The following is a 15,991-nucleotide window of genomic DNA, read 5'->3' as shown; positions in this document are numbered from 1 at the left end:
GCCGGCCGCCTGCACGATGGGACGGGGAAGATTAGGACTTCGCCGCCGCCGGGACGGGAATGTTCACGCCTAGCTTTACCAGCGCTTCTTCCAATTTATGGTCGTCTTCCCCGCCGTATCCCACGGTGCTCGCCGCGATCTTGCCGTCCTTGTCGATCACGAATTGCGTTGGAATGCCGCTGACGTGATAGAGCGCGATCGAGCTGTTCTTGACATCGCGTCCGGCGGGATCGTAGGCGGTGGGGAAATCGTAGGTGGCCTTGTTTGTCGTCACCCATTTGTCGTACGCTTCTTTGGTGTCGGCGACGCAGACGGCGAGTACGACCACATCTTTGTCCTTGACCTGCTTGTAGACCTTGTTCAGATGCGGCATGGCCGCCTGGCACGGTCCGCACCAGGTCGCCCAGAAGTCGATTACGACGGGCTTGCCTTTGTAGTCCGAAAGGTGGACGGTTTTGCCGTCGGGCGTGGTCGCCAGGAAGTCCGGAGCGGCGACGCCGTTCTCCAGAAGAACCGGCGCGGGGTCGGCGGCGCGGGCGGCCGGCGCGAGCGCCAGAGGAAGAAGGGCGAGCGCGACGGCTCCGAGAGGCATGCGTAACTTCATGGACAGGTCTCCTTTGTTGTTTGGACGGTCTACGGCCGCTCATCTTGGGCGGGCCGGGGCTAGGATTTCACATCAGCTGGGACGGCGATTTTCACGCCCAGCTTCGCCAGTGCGGCTTCCAGGCGATGGTCGTTCTCGCCGGTGTAGCCGACGTTACTCGCCGCGATCTTTCCGTTCTTATCGATGACGAACTGTGTTGGGATGTCGGAGACTTTGTAAAGACTGCCCGCGATATTCGCGCCGCCTCGTCCGGCGGAATCGAAGAGCGTGGAGAACGAATAGGCGGCTTTGTTTTCGCGCAGCCACTTTATGTAGGCGTCTTTGTCGTCCCACTCACAAACGGCAAGCACGACCACGCCTTTGTCCTTCACCTGCTTGTTGACGCTGTCCGTGTGCGGCATGCTCGCCTGGCATAGGGGGCGCCAGGTCGTCCAGAACTCCAGGATGACTGTTTTCCCTTTGAAGTCTGAGAGTTTGACCTGGCTGCCGTCGGAGGCAGTGACGGTAAAGTTCGGCGCGGCGACGCCGTTCGCCAGGATCGGGGCTGGCGGCGCGTACGGCTTGGGCGGGTGCGCTCCCTCCGGCAGCGTGACGATGAAATCTTTGGAGGTCAGCTTTGCGTTCAGCTCCACGATGCGCAGGTATTTTTCGGATGAGTAGCCGAAGCTGTAATTTTCCAGGAGCCGATGGACCAGCTTGTCCGGGCCGATGAAGATGCTTTGCGTATGCGTCATCACGCGGGGCGGCGCGGGCTTTGGCTGAGGGATGGTGAACTGGGAGACCCAATCAACGACATCATATGGCTGTCCGTCCCACTTTTGCTCGCCGGCGTAAGTCAAAGACACGAGGGTGTGCTTTTGCTGCTGATCGTCGATCTGCTTGAGCGGTGATTGTGTTCCCTCGAAGAAGCCGAAGAATGGGTCGAAGCTAGTGATGAGTCCGGCGCCGGTCGGTGAAACATGCGACTTATAGTATTCACCGCTGCGGGAAATACTCCATAAATTACTGCCGTCGGAGCCAATCGTCGCGATATTTTCGCTGCGCGCAAACTCGCCGCTCGCCGCGTCTTTTTTCATCGACCAGAGTTCTAAATGCTGATAGTTCGGCTTGAGGGCGCGCAGGGAACCCTCCATGACGCTGGAATGCGCCGGATCAGACCCCGAAATCTCGGTGAAATCCGCCGTGAGGCTGCGCGTCTTTTTTCGAGCCTTCTCGACTTCGGTCAGCAGCGTGAGGGCTTCGGGGTCGATCTTTGCAGGCGTATCGGGCAAAGGCGCCGCCGCAGGCGGCGTGGTGACAGGGGCCGTGGGCGTGACGGCGGCGGGATCGGCGTGGGAGCTTGAGAGGAGCATGAACGGCAGCAGGGCGAGCGCACCCGCTCCGATGAGAATCCGGGACGTCATGAAAGGAGCTCCTCGCTCAAAGAGAGGGCGCTTTCTTGGCGTCCTCTCTTTGATCGTCGTGCTTTTCGCTGCGGGGAGTTAAGACTTCGGCGCTTCGGGAACGGGAATGTCCACGCCGGTCTTCGCGAGCGCTGCTTCCAGGCGATGGTCGGTTTCGCCCATGTAGCCGACATTGCTCGCGGCGATCATGCCGTCTTTGTCAACGACGAACTGGGTCGGGATGCCGCTGACTTTGTACAGCTCGCCGGCGATGTTCTTGCCGCCCTTGCCCGCCGGGTCGAAGACGGTGGGGAAGTCGTAGGTGGTCTTGTTGTCGGTCACCCACTTGGCGTAGGAATCTTTGTCGTCCCACACGCAGACGGCGAGCACAACCACGTCTTTATCTTTGACTTGCTTGTAGACATTGTTCAGATGTGGCATGCTGGCCTGGCAGGGTCCGCACCAGGTGGCCCAGAAGTCGATGATGACGCGCTTGCCTTTGTAGTCCGAAAGGTGCACTTCTTTCCCGTCCGACGTGGTCGCAAGGAAGTCCGGAGCGGCGACGCCGTTCGCCAGGACCGGGGTCGGCGGCGGGGGAGGCTTGGGCAGGTGCGCGCCGACGGGCAGAGTGTAATCGAAGTTCTTGGCGGTCATCTTCGGGTTGATCTGGACGTTTCGGATGGCCCGCTCGCCCGTCGCCCCGAAATTGTAGTCATAAGCCTGGCGGTGCACCAGCTTGTCGGAGCCGATGTATAGATGCTGAGTGTACAGAACGACTCCATTCGGCGCCTTCTTGGTCATCGCGGGAGGGAAATTAAATCCTGGTTTGGCGACCCAATCGACGACGTCGTATTTTTTGCCTTCCCACGTTTGCTGGCCGCCGTAGGTCAGGGAGACGAGCAGATGCTTTTGCTTCTGATCATCGATCTGCTTGAGCGCGGAGCGACTTGGGTCAAAGAAGTTAGCGGACGGATCGTAGCCGTTCGATAGGCCCTTGCCCATAGGGTCGACATCACTCTGGTGATATTCGCCGTCCTTCATCACGATCCATTCGCTTTTCCCATTGGACGCGATGGTGATCGGGGCGCCGTCGCGCGCCATCTGTCCCGAAGTCTCATCCTTTTTCAGCAGCCACGCGTCGGTGTGCATGTAGTTCGGCTTGAGATATTGGATCGCGCCTTCCTGAACGACGGCGGGCTTTTCGGGATCAAAGCTGGAGGTGACGGTGAAGTCCGCCGTAAGGCCCTTGGCGCTGGCTGTGGCCTTTTCCACATCACCGAGCAGCGCCATGGCTTTGGCGTCCACCTTGGCCGGCGTCATGTCCACGATAGGAGCGGCATTGGTGGCCGGAGCCGCCGGGGTGGCGGGATCGGCGCTTGCGCCGGACGCAAGCGCGATCGGCAGCAGTAACAGGCTTCCGAGACTGGTAAGTCGCTGGATGTTCAAGGTGCGTGTTCCTTCTTGTGGTCAGTAAATACGGCAGTGATGTCGATGGAAAATTGCTCGCGGCGCCTTTGCCGTCCACGCTGAGAAAGGAGAGGCGCCATTCGTGAGCATTCACGAATGGGCCATCCCGCAATTATACTGTTCAGGGGATCAAAATATTATCAAGACAATAAGCTTTTACCGTTTGCGTGATGATTTTCAAGCGTCGAAATCCAGAAAAGCCGCGTGTCATTCAGGGTAATGACACGCGGCTTTTGTTTTTAGCGCAGCTTCTTCGACGCCGTGAACGCTCAGGGCTTCACGTCGGCGGGTGCGGGAAGATCGATACCTAGCTACGCGAGTTCTATTTTCAGGCGATGGTCGTTTTCTTCGAGGTCTCGTCCCGCTGCGCGTCGGAAAACTTCACTTCTCATTGGGAGGAAAATAGGAATTGTCCATCACTTCTCCCGGTCGTAGGATGTGGAGGTTCATCTTTGCCTCCGCGATCTCTTCCGCAAGGGACTTTCTCGGAGGGAGGACGACGGTCTTTGTCGTGTCCCATGTGGGCTTAATGTGGCGTTTGAGCTTCATGTGGCGCGTTGGCAAACGGAGCAGATGAGGGCTTCCAGTACATCTGGCTGGCTGAACGTTTGCGGCGATGTAGCCACGTACGAAACCAAATGCACTGATTGGCAATAGTACCAATAGTAATGGCAATACAATCTGATTACTCTTCATCGTAAATGTTCCCCCGCCGTTTCTGTGACACTGGTGTCTTACACTGAACAATATCGCTAGCTTGGTTGTGAAAAGTTGGGACAGGGCTGAGGAAGCTGCAAAAAAACTGAGATGCGATATTTATGGATCCGGGAGGCAGAAGTGATGGGGAATAGTCGAGAGGGTTCGCGTGACGTCAGAGCATTGTCTGAACGTCACGCGGCTTATGCTTGTTACGCGGCTTTAATGCGCCGGCTTTTTCGGCGGTGCGGGCGGGGGCGCGTTTTCGAGCTCGGTGACGGCGCGCAGGAGCAGCTCGCGGGCGCGGGCTTTGGCGTCGGACGGTTTCCAGGCGTCGCTGGGGGTTTGGTCTAGGGCGTCCAGAACTGTTTGGCGCACGGCGTCGAAGTTGCTGCGGCGGCCTTTGCCGAACTGCCGGTAGAAGGCGGTGAAGTCTTCGTTCGGGCGCACGAGTTCGGGCTCCCAGCGGCGATAGAGCGCTAGGGCGATGACCGTGCGGCGCAGGGCCTCGCCGGCGGTACGGGCTTTGGACTGCGTGAAGATCGCATGCGTGCGCTCGGGGGTGCCGAAGGCGGCTTTGGCGAGCGACGCCCATGCGCCGATCTCGGAAAGCTGAATCGCGATCTCGGAGAGCGGGGTGGGGTGCCACTCCGCCCGGTCCTGCTTGGGCTTTCCGGCGAGCCAGAGCACCGGCTCCTTGGTTTCCGGATGCATGCCCGCCTCGGGCTGCTTCATGGCGTCCAGGAACTGACGCTGGCGGCCGTCCAGCCATTCGCGCAGGCCGGCGAGGGCCAGCGACTTCTGGCGGTAGCCTTCCGCGAGACGCGCCCCGATGGCGCTGATCTCGTTGAGGTTTCGCGTTTCCAGAGCGCGGGTGGCGTCCTCGACGCTCGGGCCGAAGGACTCCAGACCAGCGCGCAGGTAGAACAAGACGCGGCCGGCGGCGCGCGCCATGGCGCCCTGCGCAAACGACGCCGTGGCGACGATCTCCTGGCGCAGCAGATGCTTGAGCTGATCCTCCAGCAGGGCCTTGCGGGCGCTGGTGAGGCCGGCGGTTGCGAGGGCGAACACGGGGTCGCCGCTCTCCGGAACCAGATCCGCCAGCGGCGAATTTGCTGTTTCGTCTCCCGCAATCGTCTGCGCGGAGGGATCCAGGCTGGCGGCTCCGGCGGTCTGCGCGTTCAGGATCTCCGGCAGGCCGAACGGCGTGCTGGTGAGGTCCTCGAACTCGTCCGGGCGGTCCTGAGCGTTCTTTAGCCGGCCGGCGGCGTAGTTGATCGTCTCCAGATAAAGCTCCGGGACGAAGTCGATCAGCGACTGAAGCACCGCGTGGACGTTCTTGTTCTTGATATTCGCCTTGCGCAGCAGCTCGTCGGTGTCCGACATGAGCAGCTCATCGATATTGGCGTGCCATTCGTTGGTGGTCAGGAGCTGGCGCCACCGTTCCGCGCGCTCGTAGTTGAGCAGCTTGGGAAGGGCGCGCCGGAAATCCTTGTCGGTCAGCAGCATTTCGCTGAGGTCCCGGGAGGTCATGAGCGACGGCAGGATCGCGGCGGCCAGCGAGCCGGACGTGACCGCGCGCTCCAGCCAGGATCGTCCCTGGGCAAATGTGCCCAGGTTCAGGATCTGCTGGAACTTGGCCGCCGGCAGATTCGCCATCAGTCGGGTATTGCGGTCCGGGTCGGTTTCGATCAGGGCCGCGACAGTGGTCGGGGGCAGCTGTCCCAGGGTCGCGTGGCGCGTTTCCTGGGTCATTGCCCAGAGGATGTCCGCCTTTTCCACCAGGGTTGGGGCGGAGTCGATCCGCGCCGCTTGCTTCGCCACTTCCGTCGCCGCTTCGTTGATGGCGACGAGTTCCGTGGCGGTGGGTTTCGTCGGCTGCGGCCCCTTCGCCGCTCGTTTTGAAGTCGTTTTGGGTTTCGAAGTAATGTTATCGGGTTCTGTACTCAATATGGTCCTCGCAAAAATCCGCTCTCTATTTTACCTTATTTTCCGCAAAGTCCCGATCACGTCACTGTAAAAGCGCTTGCTATAATGGATCCGAAAATGTGAGGGAGATTCCATATTTATTACGGATGTCGGCAATAAGCGCGCGTCGCCGAACTGGAGCGCGCTATGCTATAATAGAGCAGAACATGCGAGGGAGAGTGACCTGGAATGCCCTATGAAATGATACCGATGGGATCGAAGGCGCCCGTCGAAGTTAACACCATCATCGAAGTGCCGAAAGGGTCGTCCAACAAGTATAAGTACGCGCCGGAGGGAGACATCTACCGGTACGACCGCACTCTCTTCTCGCCGCTTTATTATCCTTGCGACTACGGGTGGATCTGCGGGACTAAGAGCGATGTCCGCAAAAAGCCTCTCAATATTCTGGTGATGTCGTCGAACCCCACGTTTGTCGGCTGCATGGTGGTCGCTCGCCCAATCGGCGCTCTGCTGATGCACGACCACAACGGTGAAGATCATAAGATCCTCTCGGTGGCCGTCGCCGATCCTCGCTTCGACGGGATCAAATCCATCAAGGATGTTTCCGACCACACGCTTCTGGAGATCCAGCACTTCTTCGAGATCTATCAGGTGCTGGAGCACCGCGAGGTCAGCATCGGAGGGTGGGAGGATGTCGCGCAGACGCAGGACCGTCTGCGCGCGATCATGGATATGGCCGCTCCCGCGTAGGGAGAGACTTGTTCACTGCTAATCCCGCGCCTTCGGCTTTCCCCGGCCATTCGCGCCGGAACCGTTACGCTCCGGGGAGGCCGCCGGCGCGCCGGCGGCGCTGCGCTCGGATGGGGCTGTTTTGGTTCCCGCACGCTCTCGCTGTGAGACACGCCGCTCCTTGGCGCGCGCCATCGGCGTTCCAGAGGCGGACGAAGTGTCCAGCGAGGGCGTACGGTTCGCAAGCCGCTTCATCTTCGTCGCCTTCTTGCTTTCCACTTCCTTGGCGTACTGCGCCGACACCTCGCACCCGATCAGTAAGATCATCATCGAGTAATACACCCAGAGAACGAAAATCATCAAGTTGGCGAGGTTGCCGTACATCGACGTATTCGGGTGCAGCAAGTACACCGCGAGCCCTTTCTTCGCGATTTCCCACGCCACCGCCGCCACCACGCCGCCAACCAACGCCGAGCGCCAGGTAACGTGCGCCGACGGCAGGAACTTGTATGTCATGCCATACATGCCTGTCGCGACGATAACCGCGCCAACCTCCGTCAAGATCGTCGTTCCCACGCCGAAGCCGGGAACATGGTGCGTGAGCCACGAGCCGTAGGCGGTCGCGACGATTGACAGCACGAGCAGCACACCAGTGGCGAGCAGCAGTCCCAGCGCGATGGCGCGCTGCTGGAACCAGTTGCGGGTTTCCTGCACGCTCCATGCGGCGTTCATCGCCATGGCGCCGCTTAAGAATATCTGCATCGACGCCCAGATCAGACCGAGCAAACCGATGATGCCGCTGATGCCGCGAGTGACGGTAATGGTTTTCACCTTCTCCGTAATGTTTGCCTGCTCCATCAAGCTGCTGACTTCATTCCCCGCCTTGCCCGGCAGAATCTGGGTTGTCAGAAGATGCTGAATCTGCTGCACGGCGTCCTGCGTGCTGTGGATCAAATTGAAGTAGTAGCCGATCGCCGCGACGCCGACGAGCAGCAGCGGGACGAACGCCAGCACCAGGAAGAACGCCAGCCCAGCCGCCATCAGGCCGCCGTTGTTCTTGCCGAAGCTGGCTATGACATCCATCGTAAAGCGGATCAGGAAAATCCTCTTCAGGCGCACCACTAAAGCGTTTACTTTTTTTATCAATGACTTCATTCGTCTTCAGAACCTTCTGTGTGATGGGCAAAATATCAAACGTCAAAAGGGCGAGCGCGGCTTGCCGCGCTCGCCCCTATCGCATTATGACCCAACTGTTCGCCTTGTAAACGCCCGGCGCGATTCATTCGCGCGTTGGCTTAATTCGCCCGGTGGGCGAACGCCTTGCCGCCCTGAACCGTAATGACTGCCGGCTCGGACTCATCGCCTTTGGCGTTGACCGAAGTCGCGGAGACCGTGAATATCGTGTCGCGGTCGCGGGTGAAGAGGCTATTCGTTTGCAGCGTGAGATCGGACGCGGTCCAATTCCCATTGGCGTCCGCCGTCACGTCCTTGGTTCCCGCCGAGCCGTTCACTCCGAACAGACCCCCGAGCGCTTTGCTGGTGTAATCGACTTTGACGCGGACGATGGAGTTCGGCGACGCCTTGCCCGATACCGTCATATTCGTCGGGACATCGCCGCCTTCGGCCGGGGTGGTGATCGTGGGCGTTACAGGAGCGCCGGCCGCGATGTCGATGCTCTTGGCGAGCGCCTTGGTGACCGTCCGTCCGGCGCCGTCGATGAACTTGGCGGTGACCGGGGCGTCGCTGAGGTTATCGCCGCGCGCCACTGTGTAGGAGCCGACATAGACGCCCGGCGTCGATTCGGTCATCGGAATGTCCTTCGCCAGCGATCCGATGCTGAACGAAGCGCGTCCGCCAGGCTTCGCGGCCAGCTTGAACTGGAGCTTGGAGCCGGCTTCTACCGCGCGTCCGTCGGGAACCGTGCTGTCGAAGTTCGTGATCAAGCGCTCGCTGCTAACGACGAACGGCCAGGCGGCGCTCTGCACATTACCCGCCTGATCGGCGACGTGCACTCGGACTTCATGAGCCCCCGCCGCGAGCGGCTGAGCCGGCGTGAAGTTGAAGAACGAAGGGGTGATGGTCGCGGCTCCCGTCACATCTTTGCCGTCTAGAGAGACCTTCACGGAATTGGGATCGACGCCCGTGCCGCTGGCGTCGTTGAGCGTGGCGTAGATCAGCGGCCGGTCGTTTTCGATCGTCGCGCCGCGCGCCGGACTGAACGCGCCGATTTTCGGGGCGGAGCTATCGACGCTGAGCGTTTGGTTCGCCTGAAGAAGCGGGGCTGTCTGGTTGCCCACCGTCAGCTTGCCGATGACAGCAGCGCCTTCGACGGCGATGTCCGCTGGAACCTTATAATCGCCGGCATATCGTCCGGGCGAGGCTTCCGTGAGCGGAATGTTGCTTGCCACCCCCGGGATATCGAAAGACGCCTTACCGCCCGGCGTGCCGCGCATCTCGACATGAATGGCGCCGTTGCCGCGCACCCGATGCACGGCGTTGTGCTGGAACGCGGTGATCTGCGGGGCGGTTCCCCCGGGGAAGCCGGCGTTCGGAGGCAGGTTATTGTCGCCCACCGGCGTATTCTGGCCGCGCTCCGGGTTCACCACCACGGCGTAGCCAAGCGCGCTGCTGGGGTTCGTCCGGATAACCACCTTCTCGTCCGGCATGACTTCCTTGAGCGTGATCGTTCGGCCATTCATGGTGACGGGTGCGTCCTTCGCCAATTGAACGGTTGTGCCGTCGTTCAGCGTGATGACATTGCTGCCGTCGGCCAGGCGCCCGATGCTCTTAACAGTGCCTTTGTACTGTCCGTAATTCGCGACGATGCTCTGCGCCGAGCCGTCCCCGGAACGCTGGACCGTAACTTGATCGCCCGGACGGATCTCGCTGAGCGGCGACTGCACTCCGGGCTCGCCGGGCGCGGAGCGAAGGATCAATGTGGAGCTACTCAGCGGCACGGCCGTATTCTGTCCGTTCACGCGCAGGGTGATCATGGGCGGATTGGCGTTTGTGACGATTCCCGTCACTTGCCCTGTGACGGGCCCGGTTCCGGGAGGCGCGGGCAGGTCGGCAAGGTGGGGATCCTGGGTCTGGATCTGTACGGTGCTGCTGGCGGCCTGCCAGTCCACATTCGCGCCGAGCGCCTGCGCCACAAAGCGCAGCGGAACCAGGGTCGTTCCGTTGACAGCCCGGGCCGGCTGGCTGAGTGTCTGTGTGACGCCATTCACCGTCGCCGAAGTCGATCCCAGCGGAAGCACCACATAAGAGCTGCCCTTGGTGGCGTTGATCGTCTTGCTGTCGGCGTTGTAGCTGACGCTGGCGCCCATCGCCTCAAACACGCCGCGCAGCGGCACCAGGACGGAGCCGTTGGTTTGCATCGGTTCCATTCCCGAGAAGTTTACGGGATTTCCGTTGACATTGACACGGATCGGATCGGCCGTCGCGGACACTGCGCCCATCATGACGGCGACCGCCGCCAGTAGAGCGGTTTTTTGAGATTTGTAGTTTAGCATGGTCGTCTTGACTCCTGAATGGGTTTGAAAAATGTTTATTCCTTTATAGATATCCGGGGAAACGATATTCCAAACCATACCATGCAGGCGTCTTGACAGGGGAAATTGTTCCCGGGAAGCTTTCGTGACCTATTCCCCCGGCGCTGACAAGTGGCTTCGCGGCGGGAAGGATTAAGAATTAGGAGGGGCGAACATCCACACGAATTGGGGCGGAGGGGCGAACTCCGAGTTTCCCATGATAGGGAATAGGTCACGCGCTCCATCCCGACCAATCGCCGACATACAAGACTTCTTCTTCCAGCGTCACTCCGAACTTCTCATGGACCAGTCCTTTGACTTTGTAGGCGAGGCTTCGCAGATCGGTCGCTGTGGCGCCGCCGGCGTTGATGAGGAAGTTGGCGTGCTTCTCGGACGCCTGGGCGCCGCCGACTTGCAGGCCCTTGAGGCCGCAGGCTTCGATCAGGAACCCGGACGGGACGACTCCTGCCTTCTTCAGTGGCTCGGGAAGGTCGGGGAGGGTTTGCGCGAACTCTTTGTCGGTGACGTTTTTGAAAAACGATCCGGCGCTGGGGGCGTAGGGCTGCTTGGCGCGGCGCTGGGCCTGATAATCCTTGGCGCGGGCGACGATCTCGTCCGGTTCGCCGCGCTCGTCAAAGTGCAGCATGCATGAGAGGATGACGGTGCGGCCGATGCCCGATCGGCGCAGGCGGCTGTCGCGATACGAAAACTCCATCCATTCGGGACCAACTTCCTGATCCCGTCCGTCGGCGAAGACGCGCACCGAGGTCACTAGCGGCCCGATATTGCCCCGGTAGGCGCCCGCGTTGCTCACCAGCGCGCCGCCGACCGTGCCGGGGATGCCGATGGCCCATTCCAATCCCGAAAATCCTTCTTTGGCCGTCTGATAGAACAGTGATCCAAAAGAGACGCCGCTTTCGGAATACGTGTCCTCGCCGATCCGTGAACCTTTGCAGCGGTTCTGGATCACAAGGCCGTCGTATCCGGCGTCGCTCATCAGCAGATTCGACCCGTGGCCGATAAAGAGATAGGGAACGTCGTGCTCGGTGCAGACCGTCAGCACGCGGCTGAGCTCGTCCACATCGCGCGCGGGCCAGAACCAGCGTGCGGGGCCGCCAACCTTGAGGGTGGTGTGCCGTGACATGGGTTCATGGGAGAGGAGGGCGTCGCCGACAGCGGCGCGCAAGGCAGTCTCGGTGGTCATAACCCCATTAGTGTAACATATCGCGACGGGTTTTCCAATCGTGGTATAATCGTGGGGTGCTGGAAATTGAAGTGCTGCATGAGGAAATCCGGACCTGCCGGCGCTGTTTTGACGATGGGTTTCCCATCACGCCTGGTCCGATGGTGTGGGGGCTGGCGCCCGCGCCGGTGATGATCATTGGACAGGCGCCGGGATTGACCGATCTGCGCGGGGCTCGGATGTATCTGGGGCCTGCCGCGCGCAAGCTGTTCGGATGGCTGGAAGATGCTGGGTTTGCGCCGGAGGACATCGGGAAGATTGTTTACATGACGGCGCTGACGAAATGCTTTCCGGGACGGCTGCCGGGGAAGAGCACCGACCGCGCGCCGTCGCCGCGCGAGATGCGCAACTGTCGTCCCTGGCTGGACACTCAGATGGCGCTGGTTCAGCCGAAATTGATCATCTTATTCGGCAAGATGGCGATCGATAAGTTTTTGCCCAAGATGCTGCTGACTGAGGCCATCGGGCAGGCCTTTCCCGCGCCGGGAGTGACATACGTCCCGCTGCCGCACTCTTCGGGCGCGAGCACATGGCTGAACGATCCCGCACATCGGGCGCTGCTGGCGGAGGCGATTGAGCGCGTGCGCGAAGAGCGTCTGCGCGTACTTGGGATCGCCGCATCCGGCGATCCTCTGGAAGAGAGACATCCGTGAAAACCATCACTTCAATCGCCGTTCGCCGCGTTCTTTTCAGCGCAGCCGTGCTGGCGTTGGTTACTCCCCTCGTCACGGGCTGCGGCGCCGACCGTCCCAATTACGGCCAGGCAAATCGCGATAACGGCTATTCCGAAGATGTGACCTCTCCGACACTGGTGGCGGAGGATATCAATTCATCGCCTGGCGTCAAATCCTCCAGTCCTCTGATCAATGAGCAGGACCCGTTAGTGCAGGCTGCGGGCAATCCACTGGCGAACGGCGCCCCGGATTTAAAGGCGGACACCCCGGGACCGTCAGAAGATAACCCGGCTCTCGATGTCAAGCCGATCGACGACGATCCTTTTCTCCGTCAGGATATCTCCAGCGGCACAGCTCACTCGCACTGGCTGCGTGGTACGATTGTCAACGCCAACGTCGAAGTCCGTCTGAACAGTGCGCGTGTGGCGGACTTCTTCAGCAATACGGACAAGGACATCTCGCGCAATTGCCGCAAGGGTCTCAACACCGTCACCTTTATCTACAAGCCCCGAGGAACCGATAGCAGCGCCAAGCTGAGCGTGCTGGAAAGCGAGCACGATCCGCCGATTGCGCCGCTCGCCACCTTCAACAGTCTGGATGACGCAGGCGGGGTCACGACCCGGTCGTCGGCTTATAGCTCGGACAACTCTCCCAAGCCGCTGATGCGATCCTTTACCTTCATGGCTCAGTGAGTTTCCGTCCTGCGGTATAGGACCTTCGTTTACCTTGACTTTGCGCGGTAGGCGCGGCTACAATGGCCCATGGATTTAGGGATTAGCGGGAAAGTCGCTCTGGTGACGGCGTCGTCGCAGGGGCTGGGGCGGGCGTGTGCGGAACTGCTCGCGCGCGAGGGCGCGAAGGTCGTGATCAACGGCCGGCGGCCGGAATATGTGGCGCGAGCGGCGCAGGAAATTCGTCAGGTGATGGCGGTGCGCGGAGCGGATGTGCACACGATGACGGGGGATATCACGCAGCCGGAGGATGTGGCGCGCCTGCTCAAGGCCACGATCGCACGCTTCGGTCAGCTCGATATTTTGGTAATCAACGGCGGCGGTCCGCCGCCAGGACGTTTCATCGATATCAGTGAGGAAGAGTGGCGTCAGGCGCTGGACTCCACCTTCTGGCCCTCGGTCCGATTGATCCGGCAGGCCCTGCCGCATCTTCAGCAGGCGAAAGAGCGCGGCGGGGGCCGGATCGTTCAGATCATGTCCACGAGCGTCAAGCAGCCCATCGGCGGCCTGCTCCTCTCCAACACCATCCGTCCGGCGACGATCGGTCTCGCCAAATCCCTGTCCCAAGAACTCGCGGACGACGGCATTCTCGTCAACAACGTTTGTCCCGGCTCATTCGACACACAGCGCCTGCGTGACATCCACGAGACCCGCGCCGAGGGCACCGCGTTCACCCCCGAACAAATCGCGCAGCAAGCCGCCGAGCGCATTCCTCTCAAACGCTTCGGCGATCCCAAGGAACTGGCGAACCTGGTCGCGTTTCTGGTTTCCGATAAAGCGACTTATATCACGGGGCAGACGATCTGTGTGGACGGCGGATCGACGAATACACTGTTTGGATAGGTCACTCCGCCTTCCACTTGATATTACAACCCAAACTCGCTCGCTGATCCGGGTTCACTCCTTCCCCCTTCAAAACGGCGTCGATGGCGGCGCGCAGGCTGGCTCCTGTCACGGGGACCGGCGGGTCCATCTTCGGGCGGCTTTCGTCCAATTGTCCACGATAAACTAACTTGCGTTCGGCGTCGAACAGGAAGAAGTCCGGCGTGCAGGCGGCGGCGAAGGATTTCGCGACTTCCTGTGATTCGTCGTAGCAGACAGGGAACTTGAAGCCGAGCGCTTCGGCCATTGCTTTGAGACCTTCGGGTCCGTCGTCGGGGTACTGCACGGCGTCGTTGGAACTGATCGCGAGAATTCCGAGCGGGGTTTCGGCGTAGTCACGGCCGATCTTCGCCAGTTCATCCTGGACATGCTTGACGTAGGGGCAGTGCACACAGAGGAAGATGACGAGCAGGGCGTCCTTGTCAATGAACCAGGCGGCGCTGATGGCGTTTTCCGTGACGACATCCGTCAGCGAAAAGAGAGGGGCGGGCGTGCCGAGCGGCAGCATTGTCGAGTTGGTGCGGGCCATGGATGATTGCTCCTGATAATGAACGGGAATCTATTGCGCTTCGGTCACCCGGAGGGGTGACGCGAAGCACCGGGGGTAAGGTCATAGGGGCTGAGAAGTTACGCCGCCTGCGCGGAAATGGGCAGCCGCTGGATGAAGCGCTCCATGCGCTGCAGGGCAATCTCGATCTTCTCCAGACTCGTGGCGTAGGAGCAGCGGATATGCTTTTCGCCGCCGCGTCCGAAGGCCGTGCCGGGGACGACCGCGACCCGCTCTTCAAAGAGCAGCTTCTCGGCGAACTCCTCGGCGGTCAGTCCGGTGCGGGCGATGCTGGGGAAGGCGTAGAACGCGCCCTTGGGCATGTGGCAGTCCAGGCCGAGGCGATTGAGGCCTTCGACAATCAGGCGTCGGCGCTGGTTGTACTGGCCGACCATATCCACGACGCTCGACTCGCCTACTTTCAATGCTTCCAGCGCAGCCATCTGGCCCGTGATCGGAGCGCAGAGAATCGAATAGTTGTGGATCTTGTTCATCGCCGACAGAATCGGTTCGGGCGCGCAGGCGTAGCCGATGCGCCATCCTGTCATGGCGTATGCTTTGGAGAAGCCGTTCAGCGTGATGGTGCGCTCCCAGGCGCCAGGCAGGGATGCGACGCAGGTATGCTCGCCGTCGTAAGTCAGACGATCGTAAATCTCATCGCTGATGAGATAGAGATTTTTGTGAACGGCGAAATCGACGATTTCTTGCAGCGCCTCGCGCGGCATGGTGGCGCCGGTGGGGTTGCTGGGGAAGCCGAGCAGGATCGCCTTGGTGCGCGGCGTCCAGGCGGCTTCGATCTGCTCCACGGAAATTCGGAACTGGTCTGCGGCGAATGTCTCCACGCCGACCGGAACGCCGCCGGCGAGGGCGACGCAGGGCTTGTAGGAAACGTAGCACGGTTCGGGGACGATCACCTCGTCGCCGGGATCGAGCAGGACGCGCATTGCGACATCCATGCCCTCGGAGACGCCGATCGTCACCAGCACTTCTTCCTTGGGATCGTAGCCGACACCGTACATCGCGTGCAGATGCTTCGCGATGGCGGTGCGCAGCCGCAGGTCGCCGTAGGTGCTGGTATAGTTGGTTTGGCCCGCCTTGAGTGAATTGATCGCGGCTTCGCGGATGGCCCACGGCGTCACGAAGTCCGGCTCGCCGACACCCAGGGAGATCACGTCCTGCATGGAGGCGGCCACGTCGAAAAACTTACGGATACCCGACGGCGCTAGCTCGCGCACGAGTCGGGACAGGGGCGGTGTGGCTTCATTGCTCATTGGTGTGCTCTGTTTTTGATACTCTTGGATGGGGCCTCGGCGCGGATGGCCCTCATCCCCCAGCCCCTTCTCCCAATTCTGGGAGAAGGGGAGCCAGAGTTTTTTTGTTGAAGATTCGACAGTCCAAATATTCCCTCTTCCAATCCGACTCCCCTTCTCCCAGAATTGGGAGAGGGGCCGGGGTGTACAAACCGGCGACATAGTTTACATCTTAAACCGGCGACATTCTTTACACTTTCAGTATGCTTGGTTGGAGGTATCCAACCTTGCCATTCAAGGAATCATCCCTGGCGGATCAACGCCAGG

At 60.7% G+C, this 15,991-nt stretch carries 13 protein-coding genes; 4 read left to right on the top strand and 9 right to left on the bottom strand.

What is annotated here, in order from left to right:
• Positions 1 to 31 precede the first annotated feature (31 nt).
• The 4 genes from ABIZ35_RS07675 to ABIZ35_RS07660 all read right to left on the bottom strand — a co-directional run bounded on the left by ABIZ35_RS07675 (position 32) and on the right by ABIZ35_RS07660 (position 6,099).
• Positions 32 to 604, bottom strand: coding sequence for a TlpA disulfide reductase family protein (locus ABIZ35_RS07675; RefSeq protein ID WP_348219295.1), 573 nt, complete (start codon positions 602 to 604; stop codon positions 32 to 34).
• 59 nt (positions 605 to 663) lie between these two features.
• A complete protein-coding gene (locus tag ABIZ35_RS07670; RefSeq protein ID WP_348219294.1) occupies positions 664 to 2,007 on the bottom strand; it encodes a TlpA disulfide reductase family protein in 1,344 nt (447 codons plus the stop codon).
• 78 nt (positions 2,008 to 2,085) lie between these two features.
• Positions 2,086 to 3,432, bottom strand: a complete 1,347-nt coding sequence (locus ABIZ35_RS07665; RefSeq protein WP_348219293.1) for a redoxin domain-containing protein — start codon at positions 3,430 to 3,432, stop codon at positions 2,086 to 2,088.
• 939 nt (positions 3,433 to 4,371) lie between these two features.
• Positions 4,372 to 6,099, bottom strand: a complete 1,728-nt coding sequence (locus tag ABIZ35_RS07660) for a hypothetical protein (protein ID WP_348219292.1) — start codon at positions 6,097 to 6,099, stop codon at positions 4,372 to 4,374.
• A gap of 207 nt (positions 6,100 to 6,306) precedes the next feature.
• Between ABIZ35_RS07660 and ABIZ35_RS07655 the strand changes: the two genes are divergently transcribed.
• Positions 6,307 to 6,828 (top strand): inorganic diphosphatase, encoded by a 522-nt coding sequence (locus tag ABIZ35_RS07655; protein WP_348219291.1) that lies wholly within the window; start codon positions 6,307 to 6,309, stop codon positions 6,826 to 6,828.
• Between the two features lie 18 nt (positions 6,829 to 6,846).
• On the opposite strand, the gene ABIZ35_RS07650 is transcribed toward ABIZ35_RS07655, so the two are convergent.
• The 3 genes from ABIZ35_RS07650 to murB form a co-directional block, all read right to left on the bottom strand.
• The gene (locus ABIZ35_RS07650) at positions 6,847 to 7,962 is read right to left on the bottom strand and encodes a YihY/virulence factor BrkB family protein (protein ID WP_348219290.1); all 1,116 of its coding nucleotides are present in this window, start codon (positions 7,960 to 7,962) and stop codon (positions 6,847 to 6,849) included.
• 140 nt (positions 7,963 to 8,102) lie between these two features.
• Positions 8,103 to 10,319, bottom strand: a complete 2,217-nt coding sequence (locus ABIZ35_RS07645; RefSeq protein ID WP_348219289.1) for a stalk domain-containing protein — start codon at positions 10,317 to 10,319, stop codon at positions 8,103 to 8,105.
• 250 nt (positions 10,320 to 10,569) lie between these two features.
• A complete protein-coding gene (gene murB, locus ABIZ35_RS07640; protein WP_348219288.1) occupies positions 10,570 to 11,541 on the bottom strand; it encodes a UDP-N-acetylmuramate dehydrogenase in 972 nt (323 codons plus the stop codon).
• A gap of 56 nt (positions 11,542 to 11,597) precedes the next feature.
• On the opposite strand from murB, the gene ABIZ35_RS07635 reads away from it, so the two are divergent.
• The 3 genes from ABIZ35_RS07635 (at position 11,598) to ABIZ35_RS07625 (ending at position 13,828) form a co-directional block, all read left to right on the top strand.
• Complete coding sequence (locus ABIZ35_RS07635) at positions 11,598 to 12,233, top strand: uracil-DNA glycosylase family protein (RefSeq protein WP_348219287.1); 636 nt, start codon at positions 11,598 to 11,600, stop codon at positions 12,231 to 12,233.
• Entirely contained in the window at positions 12,230 to 12,946 is a 717-nt protein-coding gene (locus ABIZ35_RS07630) for a hypothetical protein (protein ID WP_348219286.1), read from the top strand. The genes ABIZ35_RS07635 and ABIZ35_RS07630 overlap by 4 nt, the downstream gene beginning before the upstream one ends.
• 69 nt (positions 12,947 to 13,015) lie before the next feature.
• Positions 13,016 to 13,828 carry an SDR family oxidoreductase gene (locus tag ABIZ35_RS07625; RefSeq protein ID WP_348219285.1) on the top strand — a complete coding sequence of 271 codons (813 nt, stop codon included), beginning with the start codon at positions 13,016 to 13,018 and terminating at the stop codon, positions 13,826 to 13,828.
• Position 13,829: 1 nt separating this feature from the next.
• Here ABIZ35_RS07625 and ABIZ35_RS07620 read toward each other — a convergent pair whose 3' ends face one another.
• Together ABIZ35_RS07620 and ABIZ35_RS07615 are read right to left on the bottom strand one after the other, a co-directional pair.
• Positions 13,830 to 14,396: a thioredoxin family protein gene (locus tag ABIZ35_RS07620; protein ID WP_348219284.1), complete on the bottom strand. Its 567-nt coding sequence runs from the start codon at positions 14,394 to 14,396 to the stop codon at positions 13,830 to 13,832.
• Positions 14,397 to 14,494: 98 nt separating this feature from the next.
• Entirely contained in the window at positions 14,495 to 15,685 is a 1,191-nt protein-coding gene (locus ABIZ35_RS07615) for an aminotransferase class I/II-fold pyridoxal phosphate-dependent enzyme (RefSeq protein WP_348219283.1), read from the bottom strand.
• Positions 15,686 to 15,991 lie beyond the last annotated feature (306 nt).

Origin of the sequence: Capsulimonas sp. (assembly GCF_039929585.1) — a bacterium.
Classification (GTDB): Bacteria; Armatimonadota; Armatimonadia; order Armatimonadales; family Capsulimonadaceae; genus Capsulimonas.
Note: the sequence above shows the minus strand (reverse complement) of the source record. Positions and strands in the feature narration are given on the sequence as shown.

Coding starts and splice junctions, on each gene's coding strand:
- ABIZ35_RS07675 (WP_348219295.1), bottom strand. CDS start 604: ATGAAGTTACGCATGCCTCTCGGAGCCGTCGCGCTCGCCCTTCTTCCT.
- ABIZ35_RS07670 (WP_348219294.1), bottom strand. CDS start 2,007: ATGACGTCCCGGATTCTCATCGGAGCGGGTGCGCTCGCCCTGCTGCCG.
- ABIZ35_RS07655 (WP_348219291.1), top strand. CDS start 6,307: ATGCCCTATGAAATGATACCGATGGGATCGAAGGCGCCCGTCGAAGTT.
- ABIZ35_RS07650 (WP_348219290.1), bottom strand. CDS start 7,962: ATGAAGTCATTGATAAAAAAAGTAAACGCTTTAGTGGTGCGCCTGAAG.
- ABIZ35_RS07645 (WP_348219289.1), bottom strand. CDS start 10,319: ATGCTAAACTACAAATCTCAAAAAACCGCTCTACTGGCGGCGGTCGCC.
- murB (WP_348219288.1), bottom strand. CDS start 11,541: ATGACCACCGAGACTGCCTTGCGCGCCGCTGTCGGCGACGCCCTCCTC.
- ABIZ35_RS07625 (WP_348219285.1), top strand. CDS start 13,016: ATGGATTTAGGGATTAGCGGGAAAGTCGCTCTGGTGACGGCGTCGTCG.
- ABIZ35_RS07620 (WP_348219284.1), bottom strand. CDS start 14,396: ATGGCCCGCACCAACTCGACAATGCTGCCGCTCGGCACGCCCGCCCCT.
- ABIZ35_RS07615 (WP_348219283.1), bottom strand. CDS start 15,685: ATGAGCAATGAAGCCACACCGCCCCTGTCCCGACTCGTGCGCGAGCTA.